This is a genomic window from Pontibacter sp. HJ8, assembly GCF_054824225.1.
Map to the genome: position 1 here is coordinate 1 of NZ_JSYF01000225.1, position 21,942 is coordinate 21,942.

The window sequence follows — 21,942 nt, forward strand, 5'->3', positions numbered from 1 at the left end:
ATATTTACAAAACCTACCTGGTGGGAGGCCGCTGGCAGGAACCCCGTAACATAGGCCCGCTGGTGAACGGGCGGGGCAGCGAATACTACTTCACGATCGACTCACAATCGAAGGACCTGTACTATGCCCGCTCCGAAGAGCGGGACATCAAGAACCTGGACCTGTTCTCCTTCCCGCTGCCGATGGAGGCCCACCCGCTGGCCGTGACCAAGGTGGAGGGCGTGCTCCGTGACTCTGTTTCGAATAAACCCCTCACCGGTGTCATTTCCATCATCGACCTGGACAACGGCATTGAGATCTCTTCCAAGTACATCCGGCCGGACGGTTCCTTTGCCTTCCATCTGATCGACAATGCCCGCTACATGATGATCATCCAGAGCCCTGATTTCTTCACCATTGAGCGGGAGCTGGCCCTGCAGCAGGATACCTCTTTCCAGATCATGGCCACCGTGATCAACCACAGCATCCCGATGGTATTTCAAAACATTGAATTTGAACCCAATGAGTCCACCATCACAGACGGTATGCACACGATACTCGACGAGGTGGCTTTCTTCCTGGTAGAACATCCGGGCTTCCGGCTGGAGATCGCCGGCCACACAGACAGCGCCGGTGATCCGGAATTCAACCAGGTGCTGTCGCAGGATCGTGCGGATGCCATCATGTATTACATTCAGCAGAAAGTGCGCATTGAAGAAGGTCGCATTGATGCCTATGGCTACGGCAGCAGCAAACCCCTGCGCGAGGAGAAGACAGAGGAAGACAAGCGCATCAACCGCCGCGTGGAGTTCCGGCTGATCAAACCCTTGGTGAGCAAAGGGGAAAAGGTAAATTAGAGTAGCAACTTCTGCTTGTCTATGCCTTTTACTGCTGCACACCCCGCCATCATACTGCCCTTGCTGAAAAACCGCCGCTGGTTCTCGGCAACCGGCCTTATTATGGGAAGTCTGGCGCCTGATTTTGATTATTTTCTACTGTGGCCCTTCTTCAGCACAAGCGGCCATACCCTGGCTGGCCTCCTGCTCTTTGACCTACCCGTTGCGTTTGTTCTAGCATCGATTTTCCAACTGCTGGTCAGAAGGCCTGTCGTAGCGCACCTCCCCGGCTGGTTGCAACAGCGCGCGCTGGCGGTTCCTGTCCTGCAGTGGCCTGCTTACATAAAAGCGCGTTGGCTCACCTTCACAGTCTCCGTTGTCATCGGGGCTTCCTCCCACATCTTCTGGGATAGTTTCACGCACATTTCGGGTTATTTTGTACAACAGCTGCCCGTGCTCAGCCAGATGGTACTTGTAGGGGGAGAAGAGGTGATGGTCTGCCGCTTTCTACAGCATGGTAGTACGCTGCTGGGGAGCCTGGCTATCCTGCGCTATACCTGGAGGCTCAAAACCATACCTGCTACGGGTGGGGTTGAGACTTCAGCCAAGGCATGGTTCTGGGCGGGAATAGGGGCAGCAGGCTTAGGTTTTATGGCTTTTGCCCTCTCGATCAGCCCGATCCCTACCTCATTGATGGGCATAGTCGTGACGTTTATCACAGGTTGTATGCTCGCGACGATGGCGGCCAGCCTGTCGGTGCAGGTGGCCTGGCGCAGGGAGCGGACTTAGAAGGACATTTTCTGGATGCCGTCCTGCTTCTGGAAGAGTTTGCTGCTCACCTTCCCTTTGTAGTCGAGGTTCACCATGTTCATCTGATCATCGAACAGCTCCTGCAGCACGGCATTGCGCACGTAAATGTGGGATAAGGTTTCTGTCTTCAGAGGCACTTCCAGGTATACCCATACCACATCTGCTTCCTGCTCAGCACCCACAAAGGTATAGGCCAGCGGTTTTCCCTTTACCAACTCAAATGAAAGAATGCCGCTCAGGTATTCCTGCACATAAGCCTGCACTCTGGCCGCGTTGCTGTAGGTAACTTTTGTTTTGAATTGTTTGGAAAGGGCGTTCTCCAGATCATCGGTAAAGACCTTGATGGCTACTTCCAGATTTTTGGAACGGGGATTATACCGGGCATCGGTGATGCTGGCGTGGTAATCGTGGGCATGGGCCAGAAAGCTCACCAGTGTGAGCGCCATCGCCAGAAAAATACGTTTGTACATGGTTACTTTTGGGCAGAAGGAAGATCAGCCAGTACACGCTTTGCCATATTCGGCATGTTGTCACTCACGATGCGCTGCACATCGTTCATATTGGACTGGTAAGGCACTTTCACTTTGTTGCCCGAGATCAGTTCTCCCTTGCTGTCATAGATCGAGTAGTGAACCAGGAAATCGCGCTCGTAGTTCCAGGTGGCCCGGTCCAGGCAGTTTTCGTAATTGGTTTTTACCTCAAACTGATTGATGAACACATAGTAGTCGATGCCGTACTGGCCGTTGAAGTGCGTAAAGAATTTCGGGTCTTTCACCTTCACGCCAAAGTGCTTGTCTTCGTCCTGGGCAACGGGCACGGTGGCAGGCTGTCCTCCCTTGATGTTCACTTTTTCTTTCTGTCGCTTCACCCACTCCAGGGCATTCTCCCGCTCTTTGCTCTTCACGACCGGCTGGTGGTTGTAGCGGGATTGCTTGTTGTCCTGGTAGCTGTAGCTCAGAGATTTGTAGAGCGTGCTCAGTTCGCTCACGCTGTCGCGGTACACGCCGCCCAACAGGTTGATGGTTTCGTAGCCATCCGGCGCCAGCAAGGCATTCAGCCTGCCCCGGAATACGTGGCGCACGTTCTGGCGTGGTATCTTAGATTTGCGGGCTATTTCGTCGTCTGCATCAGAGAAGTACAGGTAGGGGTCGAAAGGGACCACCAGGATACGCTGCTTCACTTTGCTTTCCAACGTAGGTATGGTGGACGCCGCAGCGGAGGTACTCTCATTCGTACGGGCAGGCCCTGTGGTAGTAGCTATACCTGTTTTGGTAGCCGCCGGTGTGGCAGTTGCTTTTACTGCTGGCGCAGATGGAGTTGATTTAGCTGTAGTTGGTTTTGCTGCAGCTGGTGTTGCCGTTGCGGTAGTGGCCGGTTTAACGGCTGGTGCCGGAGTGGCAGCAGGCTTCGTAGCAGCTACCGTACTTTTCGCTTTGGCAGCTTTGCGTGTCAGGTATAGCTTCTGGCCCAGCTGCAGCTGCATACCGTTCCATTTCTGAAGCGAATCGAGCGGTACACCAAATCGTCGGGAAAGGCTGTAGTAGGTATCGCCCTGCTGTACCAGGTACACGCTGTCGGAAGCGACAGCGTGCTGGTTATTAAGGTATACCGGAGCTACGGGAGCAGCTCCGGCTTGGTTAAATTCAATAAAAACAAATAAAGCAACTAGTGCCAGAGCATACTTAAAGATGGCTTTCATAGGGGAATCTTGGGTTAGAAGATTATCTTGAACACATCGTTAAATATAGCGAAAGCCATTAAGCCCAACAAAATTACCATGCCCACTTTTTGGGCGTTTTCTAAAAAGTTGTCAGACGGCTTGCGGCCGCTGATCATCTCGTATGTTAAAAATACAACGTGGCCACCGTCCAGGGCAGGTATAGGCAGGAAGTTCATAAAGGCCAGCACCATTGACAGCATGCCGGTAATGGACCAAAACTTATACCAGTTGAAGGTATCGCCGAAGATCTGCGCGATGCCGATCGGTCCGCTCAGGGATTTGGAGGCAGATACCTCCCCCCGAAAGATCTTGCCGAAACCTTTCAGGTTCGCGGTGATCACACCGAATGCCTGGTTGGCGCCCATCGGGATGGATTCGCCCAGGCTGTAGTCACGCGTGGCATACTCCAGCATGGGCTTGTGGTAGAAACCCAGCGTCCCGTCTTCATTGGCGGTGCCTTTCAGTTCCACCAGCTTGCCACCGCGCTCCACTACGATCGCAATTGGCTTGCCGGCATACTTCTGCATGGTTGCCTGAAACTCGTTGAAGAACGCTACATTCTCCCCGTTGATGCTTTTGATGAAGTCTCCTGCCTTCAGGCCCGCATCCGCGGCGGCACTACCCGGCACGACCTCGCCCACTGTAAAAGGAACGCGGGGCTGCACAAAGAACATACGCTCTTTGTTGTCGGCCATGCGGTCCATGAAGTCAGCAGGTATAGGAATGTTCACGCGGTCGCCGTTGCGCTCTACGGTATAGTACGAGTCGCGGCCCAGCAGCATGTCCATCGAGTAGACATCGTCGAACTTCTCGAGCGGCTGCCCGTTTACCGCCACGATCTTGTCGCCGGTCCTAAAACCGATGTCCTGGCCGATCTCGTTGGGCTGCACGCCATACTTCACTTCGCTGGCCGGCAGGTAACTCTCGCCATAATGGTAGGTCAGGGCAATAAAAATGACGATACCGGTGATTACGTTAACAATGATACCGCCCATCATCACAATCAGGCGCTGCCAGGCCGGCTTGGCACGGAATTCCCAGGGCTCCGGATCTTTCTTCAGCGCTTCCGTATCCAGGGACTCATCTACCATACCTGATATCTTTACAAAACCGCCCAGCGGGATCAGGCCCAGCATGTATTCGGTCTCGCCTATCTTCTTGCTAAAAATTTTGGGTGGGAAACCAATGGCGTACTTTTCAACGCGCATCCCAAACCATTTGGCAGCCAACATATGTCCCAGCTCATGCAAACCAACCAGTATTGTCAGGCCCAGGATGAGCTGGCCTACCATAATTACAATATCCATCTAAAGAAATAAAATAAGAATAATGATCAAAAAAGGACTGCTTCAACAGTTGAAGCAGTATTACAAACTCAATTTATGCACTACCTCAGCTGCCCGTTGGCGGGCTTCACTGTCTGTAGTAACATAGTCTTCATAAGAAGGATTCGCAATATACGGAACTTTTGCCATACAGCTTTCGATGATATCGGACATCTCCAGGAAGCCTACTTCTTCGCGCAGGAAGGCCGCCACCGCCACTTCATTGGCCGCGTTGAGCACGCAGGGCATGTTGCCGCCCTGTTCCATGGCAACGAAAGCAAGCTGCAGGTTCCGGAAGGTCTCCAGGTCGGGCTGCTCGAAGGTCAGCTGAGGGTAGTCCAGGAAGTTGAAGCGGGGGAAATCGGATTTAAGGCGTTGCGGGTAGCTGAGCGCGTATTGGATCGGCAGTTTCATGTCCGGCAGGCCGAGCTGTGCTTTGATGGAGCCATCTTCGAACTGCACCAGCGAGTGCACGATCGACTGCGGATGCACCACCACCTCTATCTGATCGTTGCGCAGGCCAAAGAGCCACTTGGCCTCGATCACTTCCAGCCCTTTGTTCATCAGCGAAGCCGAATCAATGGTGATCTTGGCGCCCATCTCCCAGTTGGGGTGTTTGAGGGCCTGTGCTTTGGTCACCTGTCGCAGCTCCTCCGTCTTACGGCCTCTGAAAGGTCCGCCGGAAGCGGTGAGGATGATCTTTTCGATCGGGTTATGGAACTCACCTGCCAGGCACTGGAAAATCGCACTGTGTTCCGAGTCTACGGGGTATATGCTGACGCCATGCTGCCCGGCCAGTTCGGTGATGAGTTGCCCGGCCACAACCAGCGTTTCTTTATTGGCCAGCGCGATGTGCTTGCCGGCTTTGATAGCCCGAATGGTCGGCTGCAGCCCGGCGTAGCCAACCATGGCGGTCAGCACCAGGTCCACGGTGCCCATTTCCACAACGGAGTTGAGGGCATTGGCGCCGGCGTATACCTTGATGTCTTCGTGCTGCAGCGCGTCTCTTACCTGCTCGTACAAGCTCTCGTTGGCAATCACAACCGCGTTGGGCTTAAATGCCAGCGCCTGCGCGATGAGCAGGTCGGCGTTATGATGGGCGGTGATAACCTCCAGTTCAAAACTATCCGGATGCGCTCCGATCACCTCCAGGGCCTGTGTGCCGATGGAGCCGGTAGAGCCAAGTATGGCAATTCTTTTCATTAATTACGAATTACGAATTACGAATTACGAATTGGCCTTTTTCTCCAGCTTCGCTTTGCTCGTAATGATGGTGCTATTTAAAATCTTTATTATCTCTTCACAGTCTGCCTGTATACTCTCAATACATTTTCCCTCATTCGTAATTCGTAATTAGGAATTCGTAATGGAGAGCAGCCCTTCTGCCAAGTTCCGGTCATTGCTGAGGCGGGGCACCTTGTTCTGGCCGCCCAGTTTGCCCTGCGACTTCATGTAATTCCGGAACGTACCCATCGGCAGCGGTTTTATCTTCAGATCGCTCAGAATATGGCCCGTGATCAGGTCGTCGTAATAGGAGTTGAGCTTCTGCAACTGCATGTTGAGCTCTTTCTCAAAGGCCACCAGGTCGCGTGGCGGCTTTGAAAACTCGACCAGCCACTCATGATACGACTGGCCCTTGTCCTGGCTCACGTAGGGTGCCACGGTAAATTCCACCAGCTCGACCGACGGATATTTATCCATCGTACACTTCATAGCTTTTTCCACTTCCTCGCCGATCACGTGCTCCCCGAAAGCAGAAATAAAATGCTTGATGCGCCCGCTTACCACCACCTTGTAAGGCTTCACGGAAGTAAACTTGACGGTATCGCCAATGGAGTACGCCCACAGGCCGGCATTGCTACTCACCACCAGGGCATAATTCACATCCGGCTCTACCTCGCCGATGGTCAGGCGAGTCGGGTTTTCACTGAAATATTCCTCAGCAGGTATAAACTCAAAGAAGATACCGGCATTGAGCAGCAACAACAACCCCCGGTCATTTTGCTCGTTCTGGTAGGCAAAAAAACCCTCCGAGGCCGGAAATGTTTCGATCGAGTCTACCTGCCTGCCGATCGATTCATACAGCTTTTTGCGGTATGGCTCAAAATTCACGCCACCATACACAAATAGGGAAAAATTCGGGAAAATGTCTTTCACCAGTTTCCCCGTCTGCCGGTTGAGTTTATCGAAATACATCTGTACCCAGGGCGGTATGCCGGATATCAGCGTCATGTCCTCGTCTATCGTCTCTTCGATGATCTGGTCCAGCTTGGATTCCCAGTCTTCGATGCAGTTGGTTTCGTAACTCGGCAGTTGATTGGTGCGCAGGTAGCCAGGTATATGGTGATTTACGATACCGGATAACCGGCCTGTATTGATCCCGCCCATTTCGTCGAGCACTGGGCTGCCGGATAGGAACATCATCTTGCCGTCCAGAAAACGGGAGTTGCCGGTTTCGTGGATGTAGGCAAGCAAGGCATCTTTGGCCCCGTTGATATGGTTGGGTATGGAGTCGTTGGTAATCGGGATGTACTTGGTGCCGGAGGTAGTACCGGACGTTTTGGCCAGGTATAGCGGCTTTCCGGGCCAGAGAATATTCCGCTCCCCTTCCTTCACACGGTTAAAGTACTGCTTGAGTCCTTCATAATCGCGCACCGGCACCGCCTGCACAAAATCAGCGTGCGTCTTGATGCCGGAAAAATCGTGGTCGCGCCCGAATACGGTCTGCTGGGCCTTTTGTATAATTTTTTCAAAAACAGCCTTCTGTGCTTCTACCGGGTCTTGTATCCAGGACTGGTGTTGTTTATGCACGTAAGCGGCAAGTGGCTTACTTAACCATGCTTTCACACCCATAAAAATCTGCGTTTTAGGAGGGTAAATATAGCCAGATAAACGAGCAATGCCATACCCGTTCACCATGTTTTGGGCGCTTTGTAGGTGTTTCTGCTAACAAAAAATCCGCTCTGACAGTTTATAGGTACTACATCCATCTTAAAACAAGTACCTTAACCAATCACAACGATGAAAAAGAGCACAGCAAAAGCCCAATGGAACAAAGGCCTGAAAGACGGAAACGGACAGGTCGAGACCGGTAACGGCGGCGTAAAAGCCAACTACTCCTTTGCCACCCGCTTTGGGGAAGACAAATCCGGCACGAACCCGGAAGAGTTGATCGGCGCAGCGCATGCCGGTTGCTTCTCTATGTTTCTGAGCGCCCTGCTGGAAAAGGCCGATTACAAGCCGGATAGTATCTCGACTGTGGCGACCGTACATCTTGGCGAAAAGGACGGAGGCCCCCATGTCATGAAAATTGAACTGAACACCGAAGCCAGCGTGTCAGGCATTGAGGATGAGGAGTTTCAGAGGCTGGCACAGGAAGCCAAGGCCAATTGTCCGATTTCAAAGGTGCTGGCTGCCGTACCGGAGATGCTACTTACTGCTACACTAAAAAAATAAAATCGCTATATTGCAGCAAAGGCATATCTAAGTGCCTTTATGTTACACTCTAAATCTCCTTTATGGCAGCAACTGGTAATGCAAGGTCGTCTCTTCTGGTTCAATTAAGTCCTTCACGCAATGCTAAGCTTTCCTTTACAGTACAGCTTGTCCTGACACTTTTCTGGCTGGCCTGGGCTACCATGCTCCTGATGAGCGAAAACTCTGCTGACGATCAGAATTACCTGTATTATATCTTTTTTGGCCTGGCTGTTTTCTTCCTGGGCTATGTGGTACTGCAGAACACGTCTATTTTTGGCATACAGTCTTACATTGAAGTCACGCCCGAGTACATTGTGCAGAAACAGGGCGTGTTCCGTACCAAGCGCATCACGTCCATACCTGATATTGCCTCCGTCCACATGTCGCCCATGGCCCTCCGGGTGACGGAACGCGACGGCAACAAGGTATACCTGGACCTGAAGCAGGTGCGCAAAAAGAAGGATATCGACAGGATCAAGGGAAAGATAAAGGAGTTAGGCGCCGAGTATAATTTCGAAGTTACGGAAACGGGCAGCGCCAGCTAAAACGGACCTATACCCCAAAAAGAGAAGGGCCATACGTTAGCGTATGGCCCTTCTCTTTTTATAGCCTGGCAGCAAGTTAGCCTGCTTTGGACTTGAACTTCTTCTGAAGCTCCTGTATGCTTACTTTGAATTTCTTGTCGGTATCGATCAGGTCAGATACGGTCTGCACCGAGTGAATGACGGTACTGTGGTCGCGGCCGCCGAAGTGGTAACCAATGGACTTGAGCGAATGGCTGGTGAACTCCTTGGCAAAATACATCGCTACCTGGCGCGCCGTCACGATCTCTTTTTTGCGGGTCTTGGCCTTGAGGGAGTCCAGGCTCACCTGGAAATACTCGGCCACTGTTTTCTGGATGAAGTCGAGGTTTACCTCTGTTTCCACATCCTCGATGATATGCTTCAGGGCCTGCTTGGCAAGCTCCAGGTCAATTTCTTTCCGGTTGAGGGAGGACTGCGCGATCAGTGAGATCAGCACGCCTTCCAGCTCACGCACGTTGGTATCCACGCTGTAAGCCAGGTACTCTACCACGTTTTCGGGTATGTCGATGCCATCGCTCTGCATCTTCTTGTGGATGATGGCCATCCGTGTTTCAAAATCCGGGCTTTGCAGGTCGGCTGTCAGGCCCCACTTAAAGCGGGACAGCAGGCGCTCTTCCAGTCCTTTGAGGTCGCGCGGCGGACAGTCCGAGGTCATCACGATCTGTTTGCCGGACTGGTGCAGGTGGTTGAAGATGTGGAAAAACATCTCCTGCGTTTTATCCTTCCCGCTCAAAAACTGCACGTCGTCGATGATGAGGATATCTACCAACAGGTAAAAGTTGGCAAAATCCTGCACGTTGTTTGTCTTGACCGATTCGATGAACTGGTTTACAAATTTCTCGGACGAAACGTAGAGTACAAACTTATCGGGGTTGCTGTTTTTGATGTGGTTGCCAATGGCCTGCACCAGGTGCGTTTTACCCAGCCCTACGCCACCGTAAACCATCAGGGGGTTGAAGGAAGTCGTGCCGGGCTTGTTGGCTACGGCATAGCCTGCTGAACGTGCCAGGCGGTTACAGTCTCCTTCGATATAGTTTTCGAAGGTATAGGAGCCGTTCAGTTGCGAATTCAGGAAGTTCCGGTCGATCGTTTTGGACTCGAACGGGCTTTTGATAAAATTCTGCTCCGGCCGGTAGGAGTTCACAACAGCCTGCGGTATTTTTTTGGTCGGGATGTTGACCGTCTGGGGTTTGTTGGTCTCATTGCCCCGATCCACAATAATAGAATATTCCAGGCGCCCTTCACTTCCCAGTTCCTGGTAGATCACTTTCTTCAGAAGCCCCACATAGTGCTCCTCCAGCCACTCATAAAAGAATTGGCTGGGCACTTGTATGGTAAGTACATTGTCTCGCAGAGAAAGCGGCTTGATCGGTTCGAACCAGGTTTTAAAACTCTGGTCTCCAATGCTATCCTTTATTACCTGCAGGCAGTTACTCCATACTGTTGAGCAGTCTTTGATCATCCAATTTTCCAAAACACACTTGATTCGTCTGGTGAAAAAAACCTCTCCTTAACGGCAGGGGGGTTACAAATTTGACTAAATTATTCTAAACAAAAAATTATTTATTCACGAAGATAATACAGGGTTATCCACAGGCAATACGGCAGTGGCAACATTGGTCCTTCGCTTTGATTTTCTGTTGAATGCAAAGTCGATCCTTCCTAAAAAAATACCAGACCAGCCTACCTGGTTGATCATGGTTTCATGGCCGTTTTCGTGCCGCAGCACCTCCGGCTCTTCAAGGAAGGTATGGGTATGGCCACCCAGTATCAGGTCGATTCCGCTTACCTGCCGGGCCAGTTTGCGGTCATCAATTTTTTCGGTGTCGTAGCTGTAGCCCAGGTGCGAGAGGCAGATTACCAGGTGGCATTTCTGATTTTCGCGCAGCTCCTGCACCATCTCCAGTGCTTTCTGCACCGGGTCCAGGTATACGGTTTGGCCGTACATGTTTTTACCGACCAGCCCCTCCAGTTCTATACCCAATCCGAAAACGCCGATCCGTATACCTTGTTTTTCGAACACCTTGTAAGGCTGAAAGCGGTCTTTGAGAATGGTTTCGGAGAAGTCATAGTTGGCCGTCAGGAAAGGAAAACCAGCTACCGGCAGTTGTTTGTGCAGTCCTTCCAGTCCGATGTCGAAGTCGTGGTTACCCAACGTAGCGGCATCGTACTTCATCCGGGTCATGAGCTTGTACTCCAGTTCTCCGTTGAAGAAGTTGAAGTAAGGCGTCCCCTGCCAGATATCTCCAGAGTCGAACAGGAGCACGTTGGGTTCCTGCTTCCGGATGCGGTCAATCAGCGTCGCTCTGCGGGCCATACCTCCCATACCGCCATACTTGCGGCCATCGTTCGGTATGGGATCGATGCGGGAGTGCTGGTCGTTGGTGTGCAGGATGGTCAGTTTGATTGTCTGGCTGGCCGCTTCTGCTGCGAAGGGCAGCCCGAGCAACCCGATACCTGCCGCCCCTGCTGCCGTTTGCTTTATAAAGTCTCTTCTCTTCATGGGTCAGGTATAGCTTAGGGGAGTACGGTCACGCGTTTGCCGGCCGGTGCAGTTACCGGTTTTCCGCCGGCTGTCAACTGGCGGATGTGCTGCAGAATGGCCTCTCGCAGCAGCAAGCCTACTTTCTCAGACTTTACCGGATTCCGGAGCATGGTCAGGTTATCCCCGCCCCCGGCCAGGTAATCGGAAGTAACCAAGGTATAGGTCTGGCCCGGGTTGAAAGGTTTTCCGCCGATTTGAATGCCGGTGGCTTTTCCTCCGGATACGGTATAGGTGGCATTGCCAATAGGAGCAATTTTTTTCTGGGCTGCAAAGTTAAATAACTGCTGCACCGCCTCGCCTTTCAATGTCAGCACCACCAGCTCGTTCTCAAAGGGCATCAGTTCGAACACGTGACCAGTGGTAATCTCACCTTCCGGCAGCGGCTGCCGCAGGCCGCCGTTCGTAGTGAGTGACAGATCGATGGGCTTTCCGTACAGCGGCTCACTCTGGGCCAGTTGCAGGTCCACCACAAAGTTGCCGAGCGGCGATTCGTAATCTCCCTTGCCCAAAGCTACAGGTGCCGTACCCACTACTTCCGACATCTTAACCGATACCTCCTCCCGGTAGGGTGCAATCAGCGCTTCAGTAGCGGAATCGGCTGCAATGGCCTGGTCTACCGCCATATCGGTTTGTTCCAGGCTGGGCGATGCCTGCCAGGGGCGCTGGCAGGAGACGAGGCTCAAGGCCAGTGCAAGGGCACCAAAGGCCTTTGAATAGTTATTTTTCATTCGCGTGTCAGAATCGACCACAAAGTTACCAGCCTCACCAACACCAACCAAGCCGCATAGGTTCTATGCCTAAAACTAACCATGAAATTTTAAATTAATAATATTTCCGACTTTTAATGTATTCTTTGACAATTACTATTCGTTTTAAGTATATTTAAATACCTAGTATACATCTCAAACCTTACTCGCCTATGAAAACCAAATTAATACCCGTCATGCTGGCACTGCTCCTCGTGCCCCTGCTTGGGCAGGCTACGCACATCTACAGCGGCTATATCAGCTATACAGCAGATCCGCAGAATCCGCGCAAGTTTGACTTTGTTTTTACCCTCTATACCACGAGGTCTTCCCCAGCCGATGACCCGTTTGTGATGGTGGATATGGGTGATGGCAGTACTGTGAGGGTCGATCGTGACAAGGTTTTCCCCTACAGCAGTCGCTACGATCAAGAAACCTTTACCTGGAGCTATACCTATGCAGCACTCGGCAACTACATTGTTACCTGGACCGGGGAGAACCGTAACGGCGGGATTATCAATGTTGCGGCACCTTCTGACCAATTGTCGTTCCAGGTATACACGCAGGTAAGAGCCGGAACCCTGACGCAAAACCTCGATGGAGCGAAACTGGCCGGGGTACCTCTTACCGTGGCCTATACCAGTGAGCCCTGGACACACAACCTACTAGCCTATGATGCAGATGGCGACTACCTGGTATATGAACTGGTGCCTCCTAAGTACAGGTCTCCCTCTGGATTCTCGGTAAATGTTCCGGGCTTCTGGACCCCACAGGGGTTAACAGTGACTGAATTCGGAGAATTGCGTTGGGAGAATCCGGGTATGAAAGGAGAGTACATCATTGCGTTGCGTGTGATAGAAATGCGAAATGGAAGGGAAATTGGCTCTATGGTGGTGGACATATCCTTTCAGGTGGATGAGCGAATCGACCAACCTGTGCTAAGCTTGCTGAACAAGGACCGCCTGACCGTGAACGACGATGGTTCTATACAGACCTGGCCGGGCCAACCTGTAAAGCTGGAGTTCTATTTGCGCGAAAGTCCGGGCAGTGACCTGCCGCTCAGCGCCAGAGCTTTTGGTGAACTGGATACCTTAAACCTCCTCGAGGCTTCGCTTGCCTTCCGGGACACATTGGATGGGTTTGCCATCACCTATACCTTCACGCCTACCCCTGAACTGGAACGGATGGAACCCTATCTGATTGGCATCCGGGGCAGGCATTTGGAAGATAAATCACTTAACCAGCACTATCTTAAGATTGAGGATGACTGGGCCTTTGCCTATCTGCATGTAGGCGAACAGCGCCGGCCGCTTTCCTCTGATGACTTCATCGCTGGCAAAATCAGGCTATACCCCAACCCTGCCAGCGACCGGTTTGTGCTGGAAGCACCCGAACTGCCCGCGCTATACCTGCAACTGCGGGATGTAACGGGCAGAGTGGTGACCAGCTATACCTTGCGTCCGGGGCCGAACGCTCTCCCGCGGCCAGCCGCACTTTCCAGTGGGCTATACCTGTATACCTTAACCAGTCGCAACAAACCTGTCAGCAGCGGAAAACTGGTGCTGCAATAAGCTGTAAAATCTCCTCTCAAATAAAAAGCGCCGCTGGCAACCTAAAGGCTTGCCAACGGCGCTTTTGCTATACCTGAACCTTACTTCTTCCCCTTGCCTGCCATATAATTCAGCGTCAGGGCGGTCAGTGCTTTTATACCTGTTTTCATGCCACTTTCATCTACAAAAAAATCAGGGGTATGGTGTGGGGCGGCTTCTTCCGGCTTTTTGCCCTTTGGCATGCCGCCTACAAAGAGGAACAGCCCGGGTATCTTTTCCTGGTAAAAAGCAAAGTCCTCGGCACCGGTTACGGCTTTGGCCAGCACTACTTTGTCCTGCCCGGCCACTGCATGCAGTGTAGGCAGCATCCTTTCCGTCAGCCCCGGGTCGTTATAGGTTACAGGCGTCTGCGGGTGTATGGATACCTCCGCCACGGCTCCGCTGCTCTCCGCAATTTTAGTCGCGGTCAGGCTCAGTTTCTCATGCAGTTTCTTTTGCATGTCCACGTCCAAAGCCCGGATGGTCCCTTCCAGCAACACCTCCTCGGGTATGATGTTGTTGCGCACGCCGCCGTGTATGCTTCCTACTGTGATGACTGCGGCACCTTGCGGTAGTTCCGTCTGGCGGCTGATGATGGTCTGAAGGCCGTTGATGATCTGCGCCGATACCACAATTGGGTCTACGCCCGACCAGGGATATGCCCCATGCACTTGTTTGCCTTTTACTTTTATCCGGAAAATGTCGGCACTGGCCATCGTACCGCCGGGAGTATACTTGATGGTACCTACTTCTGTCTGTGAGTTGATGTGCAGGCCAAAAATCACCTCGGGTTTCGGCCCCTTGTCCAGCACACCTTCTTTGATCATGAGGGCCGCGCCCCCCTCCTCGCCTATCGGAGAACCTTCTTCGGCGGGCTGGAAGATAAACTTCACCGTACCTTTCAGGTCGCTTTTCATACCTGACAGGATCTCAGCCGCTCCCATCAGCATGGCGATGTGCGTATCATGTCCGCAGGCATGCATCACGCCTACTTCCTGCCCGTTGTAGGTGCTCTTCTGTTTCGATGCAAAGGGCAGGTCCACCCGTTCTGTTACCGGCAGTCCGTCTATATCGGCGCGCAACGCCACTACCGGGCCGGGCTTGCCGCCTTTCAGGATGCCCACTACTCCCGTATGCGCTACTCCGGTCTGCACTTCCATGCCCAGCGACTTCAGGTGAGCGGCTATTTTGGCAGCCGTCTCGGTTTCCCGGTTGCCCAGTTCCGGGTGCTGGTGGAAGTCGCGCCGCCACTCAATCACTTTGGGCTCCAGTTTATCAGCCATCGTGTTGGCTCTGGCAATTAATTTAGCATCCTGTGCAACAGCAGGTACAATGGCCAGCAGCCCGATGGACAGGCACAACGGCAAGGCTTTGCGGAGCAGCATGTGATTCGTGTTCATGTTTAGGTTTGGTTAGATTCGCTACCTATAAAGCTACAGTTTTTTTTGAATCGACGTAAAACATGCCATGCTGCAACAGTGGAAATCATTCGTCCGGAAACTCAAAGAGGATATCTATACCTTATACCTTGCTTACCGTGACCCGCGCGTGCCGTTTTACGCCAAAGTAGTACTCATCCTCACTGTCGCTTACGCCTTCAGCCCCATCGACCTCATACCTGATTTTATACCTGTGCTGGGCTACCTGGATGACCTGCTGTTGCTCCCGCTGGGCATCTGGTTATCCCTGAAACTGATGCCCCCGGAGGTTTTGCAGGAATACCGGGAGAAGGCCAAACATCAGCTGCAGGAGCGAAAGCCGAATTATTGGATGGCCGCCTGTATTGTTCTACTTTGGCTGCTTTTGGGCTTCTGGGTATACCAGCGGGTGATGGTTCGCGTAGAGTAAGGCAGAGCACTACAACAGATATACCGTCAGCTACTTTTTATTAGGTGCGACGGAAAGTATATATTTACAGGAAATAACACCCAAATACGATGACTGACGAGCAGAAGCTATTCTCAGAATTCTCACCTGCCACGGCAGCCGACTGGGCAGCCCGCGCACAGAAAGACCTGCGCGACACCCCGCTCGAGAGCCTGTCCCGGCAAACCTATGAAGGTATACTCATCAAGCCTTACTATACCAAAGAAGACATAGCGCACCTGCCCTTTACAAAGCAAAAGCCCGGCGATTTCCCGTTTCTGCGCGGCAACACCGTCGGGGATAACAACTGGCTGAACATACAGCAGATAAAAGCAACCGGCGATGGCGTTGCCGCTGTGGACAAGGCCGCCGATGCACTGGGAAGAGGAGCTGATGGCATCCATTTTCTTATAGAAGAGCAGGAGCAGTTCGATGTGGAGTACCTCATCAACACCCTGAATCTGAGCCAGCACACCGTAAATTATACAGTAAGCGTATCGCCCGAAAAATTCCTGGAGCGGCTCTACCGCCAGCTTTCCGGTCAACATACCTCCCACCGCAACCTCAAAGGCTTTGTGCAGTACGACCCGATGACAGCCAAGGGAGAACTGTCGAAGCAGGAGAACGAGGCCATTATCCGGGTGCTGGACCTGACCAAAGACAGCAGCGACTTTTATGGCATCACGGTTTGTGGCACCAATTTCAGCAGCATTGGCGCCTCCCTTACGCAGGAAGTAGCCTATACCCTCAGTGCAGCCGTTGCCTACGCAGATCGCCTGACCACTGCCGGCGAACCGCTGGAGTCGGTACTGCGCAACATGCAGTTCTGCATGGGCGCCGGCACCAGCTATTTCTTCGAGATAACCAAGCTGCGTGCCCTGCGCCTGCTTTGGGCGGCGGTAGTAGAAGCCTACCAGGCGGAACCGGCACTGGCGGCCACTTTACGCATCCATAGCGTTACGTCGAGCTGGTACCAGACGACCCTGGACCCTTACATGAATATGCTGCGCGTGACCACCGAAGCCATGTCAGCTGTTTTATCCGGTTGCGATTCGCTTACGGTAGTGCCGTTTGACAATACCTTCCGCCAGCCGGATGAGTTCTCGGAGCGTATCGCCCGCAACGTTTCCATCATCCTCAAAGAAGAAGCTTACCTGAACAAGGCCGTTGATCCTGCAGCAGGCTCTTATTACCTGGAGGCAATCACCAACGAACTGGCCACCAAAGCCTGGGAGTTATTTAAGGAAGTGGAAGCGCAGGGAGGCTTTGAAGCGGCTTACGAAAGTGGCTTTATACTGGGCACGATCACGGAGGTAAGCCGAAAGAAATTCAAAAACATAGCCACCGGACGGGAGATATTGGTAGGCACCAACAAGTACCCCAATCCAAAGGAGACCATCGACTTCGACCCGGAAGAGCTAATACAACGCGCTGATTTTGATACGACCCGGGGAGCCTATCCTACAGAGGTCATGCGTATGGCCACCGAGCTGCACCTGCGCAAGCGAAAGCGCCGTCCGAAGGCGGTAGTGGCCGTGATCGGGCAGGCGGAGAAGCGCCATGTCAATGCCACTTTTGCCCAGGAGTTCTTCAGTTGCGCCGGTTTCGAAACGGAGCTTCAGCAGTATGGCAGCGCAGAGGAAGCAGCCGACAGGCTGTTGCATGCAGCGGCAGAAGTGGTCGTAGTGTCCGCATCAGAAGCCGCCTATGCCCGCGAGTTTGGCCCGAAACTGCGGGCGCATAAAGCCAAGCCAACCATCATCATGGCCGGTGATCCGGAGCACATGAAAGAAGATATGATTACTCATGGCTACGACGAATTTATCTTCGAGGACTGCGACATGTCTACGATCCTAGAACTGGTACACAAAAGGCTGTCACGGGAAGAAGGCAACAATGGCGGCACCAACGGGAAGTAAGTCTACCGCCGCTGTGCTCCTTCCGATAGGTATGCTGACGCGTCTGTTATGAAAAAAACTTAAAAACCGAACGTATCGCCATGACAGACGCAATCACAGAAGTAAAAGAAGCACTCGACGGACAGGTAGACGCCTGGAACCGGGGTGAGTTGGAAAAGGCGATGACCTACTACTGGAATTCACCGGACATGCTCTGGATCAGCCGCAACGGCACCGAAACAGGCTACCAGGAAGTGCTGGATGGATTTCAAAAAGACTTTACCAATCGTAGCAAAATGGGCGTCTATACCTACGAACCGTTGCACATCGAACAGGTTTCTGCGGAGGCAGTGTACTATGTGTACCACTGGAAAATCGATCTGCAGGGCAAAAAGCTGATGGGCGGTGTATCGTCGCAGCTCTGGAAAAAGCTGGATGGCCGTTGGGTCATCACCACCGAGCACGCGAGTTAATGACTGAATTTTGAATGAGTGATTGAGTGAATTTTCTCAGATACTTTTACTCACCAGCTCATTCTAAAACATCAAAAAAGTTTACTGAATTTTGATGAGCGGATGCATTGATAGAAAAGCTATTCACACATTCACTCAATCAATCATTCAAAATTAAATTATGCAACTGAGTGACCTTACCATCAGAACTGAATTAAAGCCCGGAGATCTTGGCTATATTACGTACCGCCACGGTGCTCTTTACAGTAACGAGTGCCAGTATGGAATTGAATTTGAAAGTTACGTTGCCCAGGGGCTACACGAATTCTTCAGCCAGTACGACCCGAACAAAGACCGGTCCTGGCTGGCTGAGCATGAAGGCAGGCTAGCTGGATCGCTCCTCCTCATGCACCGCCCCGGAAATGTGGCCCAGTTAAGGTTCTTCCTGATTGAGCCGGAATTCAGGGGCATCGGGTTGGGCAAAAAGTTCATGGACCTGTTCATGGATTTCTACAAGGAAAAGGGCTATACCTCCACCTTCCTCTGGACCACCCATGAGCAGGAAGCTGCCATCGCTTTGTACAAGCGCTATGGCTTTGAGTTGACGGAGGAAAAACCTTCCACGGCATTTGGCAAACCGTTAACAGAGCAGCGGTTTGATCTGGTTTCTTAACCGGAGATGCCCGTAGACTATAAAAAGATACAGAACGGATGAGAAGCCTGAAGGAAAAATTTTATTCACTCGATCACTCATCCACTCATTTAAAACTAAACCATGAAGCCTGACTTTTCTAAAATAGATATAAACAAGGTTGCCTCGGCGGAGCATGGTCCTACAGACCCACTGCAGCCTGTGGAATGGAAAACAGCTGAACAGATCCCGCTCAAAAGCTTCTATACCTCAGAGGATGTCAAAAACTTTGAGCACCTGGACTTTGCTGCCGGCCTGCCACCTTACCTGCGCGGACCTTACAGCACCATGTATGTGCAAAAGCCGTGGACGATCCGGCAGTATGCCGGTTTTTCTACGGCAGAGGAATCCAATGCCTTCTACCGCCGCAACCTGGCGGGTGGTCAAAAGGGCCTTTCGGTAGCCTTTGACCTGGCTACGCACCGCGGCTACGACTCCGACCATCCGCGCGTGGAAGGCGACGTAGGCAAAGCCGGTGTGGCCATCGATTCGGTAGAGGACATGAAGATCCTTTTCGACCAGATCCCGCTGGACCAGATGTCGGTCTCCATGACCATGAACGGGGCGGTGCTGCCGATCATGGCCTTTTATATTGTGGCCGCCGAAGAGCAGGGCGTGACGCCCGAACAGTTGAGCGGGACCATTCAAAATGATATCCTGAAGGAGTTTATGGTGCGAAACACCTACATCTACCCGCCAGAGCCCAGCATGAAGATTATCGCCGACATCTTTGAGTATACCTCTCAAAATATGCCGCGCTTCAACTCCATCTCCATCTCGGGTTACCACATGCAGGAGGCAGGCGCCACGGCTGATATTGAGCTCGCCTATACCCTGGCGGACGGGCTGGAATATGTGCGCACCGGTCTCAAGGCAGGTATGGACATCGATGTGTTTGCGCCGCGCCTCTCCTTTTTCTGGGCCATCGGCATGAACCATTTTATGGAGATCGCCAAAATGCGTGCGGCCCGTATGCTATGGGCCAAGCTGATCCAGCAGTTTAACCCCAAAAACCCGAAATCGCTGGCGCTGCGCACCCACTGCCAGACCTCCGGTTGGAGTCTCACGGAGCAGGACCCCTTTAACAACGTAACCCGTACCTGCGTGGAAGCCCTGGCCGCTGCCCTGGGTGGTACGCAGAGTCTGCATACCAATGCACTGGATGAAGCCATTGCCCTGCCAACGGACTTCTCGGCGCGTATTGCCCGCAACACGCAGATCTACCTGCAGCAGGAAACTTGCATTACAAATGTGGTGGACCCGTGGGGAGGTTCTTACTATGTAGAAGCCCTGACGCACGAGCTGGCGCACAAAGCCTGGACCCTGATAGAGGAGGTAGAGGAACTGGGCGGTATGGCCAGAGCCATTGAGACAGGTCTGCCGAAAATGCGCATCGAAGAAGCCGCAGCCCGCAAACAGGCGCGTATCGATTCCGGCAAGGATGTGATCGTAGGCGTAAATAAATACCGTCCGGAGCAGATTCAGGAGATCGACATTCTGGACATCGATAACACAGCCGTGCGCGAATCGCAACTCCTCCGGCTGGCGCAGGTAAAGGAAATTCGTGACAACGAAGCAGTACAGGAAGCGCTGCAGGCACTAACCTGGGCGGCGGAGTCCAACGAGGGCAACCTGCTGGAGCTGGCAGTAAATGCTGCCCGCCAACGTGCCACATTGGGTGAAATATCTGACGCACTCGAAAAAATATACGGTAGACATAAAGCAGTGATCCGATCCATATCAGGCATATATTCCGCCGAGCTCTCCGACGACGAGAACTTTGAGCGGGCGAAGGTGTTGGCAGACCAGTTTGAAGAGCTGGAAGGCCGCAGACCTCGCATCATGGTCGCTAAAATGGGCCAGGACGGGCACGACCGCGGCTCCAAAGTCATCGCGACTTCCTTTGCCGACCTCGGCTTCGATGTGGACATCGGTCCACTGTTCCAGACCCCGGCTGAAGTAGCCATGCAGGCCGCCGAAAACGACGTGCACGTCGTAGGGGTTTCCTCCCTGGCAGCCGGCCACAAAACGCTGGTACCGCAACTCATCGAAGAGCTCCGCAAACTGGATCGCGGTGACATCATGGTGATCGTAGGTGGTGTGATCCCGGCTCAGGACTATGACTTCCTGTTCAAGGCCGGCGCTGAAGGCGTGTTTGGTCCGGGCACGATCATCTCCGTAGCCGCCCAGAATATCCTGGAGAAGCTGATCAAGCGGGTGGTGGAGTAGATGCCAATTAAGAATTAAGAGTTAAAAGCTGCAGTTGAATTCGTTCGGCTGCAGCTTTCTTTATTTCTATTGTCTGGCGCGGGAATCTATCCGGTGACTTACAGTGTACGCGAGTCTCCTGACTCGCTTTACTACACAACTACACACAAAAGTGAGTATGGAGACTCACACCCATCTTCGGCACCGGATAGATTCCGGCGCCAGTAACTCAGTTTATTGATTCATTCGAGGAATACAACATCCAGCCTGCCCTTCCCTCCTGCATAATCCCGGGCGCTACTGTAGTACCACTGCTCCGGCTCTTCCACAAAGCCGGCTTTCACCGGGTTCTGATGCAGGTATTCCAGTCGCTGGTCCTTCATTTCATTTGTACTCAACTCCACATAATGTCCGCCCAACTGCCAGAACTGGTATTCAAGATGACTAGCGCTTCTCTCCCCGGCGCTCCTGAACAGCCACAACAGCCAGTTTCTTCTGCTCTCTTTCTGATTTGCTTTGATGGATTCCAGCAAAAATCTGGAAGTATATTTCTTCAGGTCGCGCATTACATTTGAAAGCTCCGGCGCAGCACAGATAATATGTACATGGTTAGTCATGATGCACCAGGCATACAGCGTTAACTCTTTCTTTTGCTGGCAGTGCATTATACTATCGCAAATTAATTCGCAGTATTCGCGACGGGTAAACACATCGGCCCACTCTACAACCGTAAGAGTTATGAAGTATATTCCATCAGGCGTATGTGCTTTATATTTGGTGCTCATGCAACTTTACACGAAAGAATACACTTATTGTTTTTCTGCCCCCAAAATCCCCCAAAGAGTACTCCGTTTGGTGGAATTGCCAGACACACTCCTTCTTACAGAGGACTTACAACACCCTGCACTTTTGTGAAGCCAGCCATTTAGCCGTACCTTTGCGGCGTAAATAACCTATTCCATCATGTCTTCCAAATCCACAAAATATACCTTACTGGCCATTTCCGCGGCCCTTGTCATCTGGTTCATCTACGATTCCTTCTCGCTGCCAAGTGTAGATGATCTGAAAGGAGATTTCAAAGAAGTGGCTTTTTACCGGAATGAGAACAACACAGGCCCTATTGTCCGGATTTATGCAGTCACTGTAGCCGACACCCTTTGGAAAGAGATGCAGGCCTATGGCGACTACATGCCGCATACCAAGTATGGCAACACGA

At 52.3% G+C, this 21,942-nt stretch carries 20 protein-coding genes and 1 pseudogene; 11 read left to right on the forward strand and 10 right to left on the reverse strand.

The annotated features are described in order from the left end of the window. Both OB13_RS10640 and OB13_RS10645 read left to right on the forward strand, forming a co-directional pair. On the forward strand, positions 1–836 hold an 836-nt coding region (locus OB13_RS10640), incomplete at its 5' end, for an OmpA family protein (protein WP_461490146.1). 21 nt (positions 837–857) lie between these two features. Further along, a complete protein-coding gene (locus tag OB13_RS10645) occupies positions 858–1,604 on the forward strand; it encodes a DUF4184 family protein (RefSeq protein WP_461490147.1) in 747 nt (248 codons plus the stop codon). Here the strand turns inward: OB13_RS10645 and OB13_RS10650 are convergent. The 5 genes from OB13_RS10650 to OB13_RS10670 all read right to left on the reverse strand — a co-directional run bounded on the left by OB13_RS10650 (position 1,601) and on the right by OB13_RS10670 (position 7,523). After that, positions 1,601–2,095 (reverse strand): DUF6702 family protein, encoded by a 495-nt coding sequence (locus OB13_RS10650; protein ID WP_461490148.1) that lies wholly within the window; start codon positions 2,093–2,095, stop codon positions 1,601–1,603. The genes OB13_RS10645 and OB13_RS10650 overlap by 4 nt on opposite strands. 2 nt (positions 2,096–2,097) lie before the next feature. After that, positions 2,098–3,324 (reverse strand): LysM peptidoglycan-binding domain-containing protein, encoded by a 1,227-nt coding sequence (locus OB13_RS10655; protein WP_461490149.1) that lies wholly within the window; start codon positions 3,322–3,324, stop codon positions 2,098–2,100. 14 nt (positions 3,325–3,338) lie between these two features. Next, positions 3,339–4,652: an RIP metalloprotease RseP gene (rseP, locus tag OB13_RS10660; RefSeq protein ID WP_461490150.1), complete on the reverse strand. Its 1,314-nt coding sequence runs from the start codon at positions 4,650–4,652 to the stop codon at positions 3,339–3,341. A gap of 60 nt (positions 4,653–4,712) precedes the next feature. Then, complete coding sequence (locus tag OB13_RS10665) at positions 4,713–5,873, reverse strand: 1-deoxy-D-xylulose-5-phosphate reductoisomerase (protein WP_461490151.1); 1,161 nt, start codon at positions 5,871–5,873, stop codon at positions 4,713–4,715. 150 nt (positions 5,874–6,023) lie between these two features. After that, complete coding sequence (locus tag OB13_RS10670; RefSeq protein ID WP_461490152.1) at positions 6,024–7,523, reverse strand: GH3 auxin-responsive promoter family protein; 1,500 nt, start codon at positions 7,521–7,523, stop codon at positions 6,024–6,026. Positions 7,524–7,691: 168 nt separating this feature from the next. Between OB13_RS10670 and OB13_RS10675 the strand changes: the two genes are divergently transcribed. Further along, complete coding sequence (locus OB13_RS10675; RefSeq protein ID WP_461490153.1) at positions 7,692–8,126, forward strand: OsmC family peroxiredoxin; 435 nt, start codon at positions 7,692–7,694, stop codon at positions 8,124–8,126. A 62-nt stretch (positions 8,127–8,188) separates the two neighbouring features. Then, the gene (locus OB13_RS10680; RefSeq protein ID WP_461490154.1) at positions 8,189–8,692 is read left to right on the forward strand and encodes a hypothetical protein; all 504 of its coding nucleotides are present in this window, start codon (positions 8,189–8,191) and stop codon (positions 8,690–8,692) included. Positions 8,693–8,768: 76 nt separating this feature from the next. On the opposite strand, the gene dnaA is transcribed toward OB13_RS10680, so the two are convergent. From dnaA to OB13_RS10695, 3 genes are all read right to left on the reverse strand, one after another. Next, on the reverse strand, positions 8,769–10,193 hold the full coding sequence (gene dnaA / locus OB13_RS10685; protein ID WP_461490155.1) for a chromosomal replication initiator protein DnaA: 1,425 nt from the start codon (positions 10,191–10,193) through the stop codon (positions 8,769–8,771). A 105-nt stretch (positions 10,194–10,298) separates the two neighbouring features. Beyond that, entirely contained in the window at positions 10,299–11,234 is a 936-nt protein-coding gene (locus OB13_RS10690; protein WP_461490156.1) for a bifunctional metallophosphatase/5'-nucleotidase, read from the reverse strand. Positions 11,235–11,248: 14 nt separating this feature from the next. Beyond that, complete coding sequence (locus OB13_RS10695) at positions 11,249–12,004, reverse strand: 5'-nucleotidase C-terminal domain-containing protein (protein WP_461490157.1); 756 nt, start codon at positions 12,002–12,004, stop codon at positions 11,249–11,251. Between the two features lie 191 nt (positions 12,005–12,195). Between OB13_RS10695 and OB13_RS10700 the strand changes: the two genes are divergently transcribed. Then, positions 12,196–13,593: a T9SS type A sorting domain-containing protein gene (locus OB13_RS10700; protein WP_461490158.1), complete on the forward strand. Its 1,398-nt coding sequence runs from the start codon at positions 12,196–12,198 to the stop codon at positions 13,591–13,593. 80 nt (positions 13,594–13,673) lie between these two features. Here OB13_RS10700 and OB13_RS10705 read toward each other — a convergent pair whose 3' ends face one another. Next, positions 13,674–15,011 carry an amidohydrolase gene (locus OB13_RS10705; RefSeq protein WP_461490159.1) on the reverse strand — a complete coding sequence of 446 codons (1,338 nt, stop codon included), beginning with the start codon at positions 15,009–15,011 and terminating at the stop codon, positions 13,674–13,676. A 67-nt stretch (positions 15,012–15,078) separates the two neighbouring features. On the opposite strand from OB13_RS10705, the gene OB13_RS10710 reads away from it, so the two are divergent. The 5 genes from OB13_RS10710 (at position 15,079) to scpA (ending at position 20,747) form a co-directional block, all read left to right on the forward strand. Continuing rightward, positions 15,079–15,459, forward strand: a complete 381-nt coding sequence (locus tag OB13_RS10710) for a YkvA family protein (RefSeq protein WP_461490160.1) — start codon at positions 15,079–15,081, stop codon at positions 15,457–15,459. Between the two features lie 89 nt (positions 15,460–15,548). After that, the gene (locus tag OB13_RS10715; RefSeq protein WP_461490161.1) at positions 15,549–17,396 is read left to right on the forward strand and encodes a methylmalonyl-CoA mutase family protein; all 1,848 of its coding nucleotides are present in this window, start codon (positions 15,549–15,551) and stop codon (positions 17,394–17,396) included. 80 nt (positions 17,397–17,476) lie between these two features. Further along, entirely contained in the window at positions 17,477–17,848 is a 372-nt protein-coding gene (locus OB13_RS10720) for a YybH family protein (RefSeq protein ID WP_461490162.1), read from the forward strand. A 160-nt stretch (positions 17,849–18,008) separates the two neighbouring features. Then, positions 18,009–18,500, forward strand: a complete 492-nt coding sequence (locus OB13_RS10725) for a GNAT family N-acetyltransferase (protein ID WP_461490163.1) — start codon at positions 18,009–18,011, stop codon at positions 18,498–18,500. A 102-nt stretch (positions 18,501–18,602) separates the two neighbouring features. After that, positions 18,603–20,747 (forward strand): methylmalonyl-CoA mutase, encoded by a 2,145-nt coding sequence (gene scpA, locus OB13_RS10730; RefSeq protein ID WP_461490164.1) that lies wholly within the window; start codon positions 18,603–18,605, stop codon positions 20,745–20,747. Positions 20,748–20,968: 221 nt separating this feature from the next. Here scpA and OB13_RS10735 read toward each other — a convergent pair whose 3' ends face one another. Next, positions 20,969–21,511, reverse strand: a complete 543-nt coding sequence (locus OB13_RS10735) for an REP-associated tyrosine transposase (RefSeq protein WP_461490165.1) — start codon at positions 21,509–21,511, stop codon at positions 20,969–20,971. 178 nt (positions 21,512–21,689) lie between these two features. On the opposite strand from OB13_RS10735, the pseudogene OB13_RS10740 reads away from it, so the two are divergent. After that, positions 21,690–21,942, forward strand: a pseudogene (locus OB13_RS10740) (hypothetical protein); the annotation flags it as partial.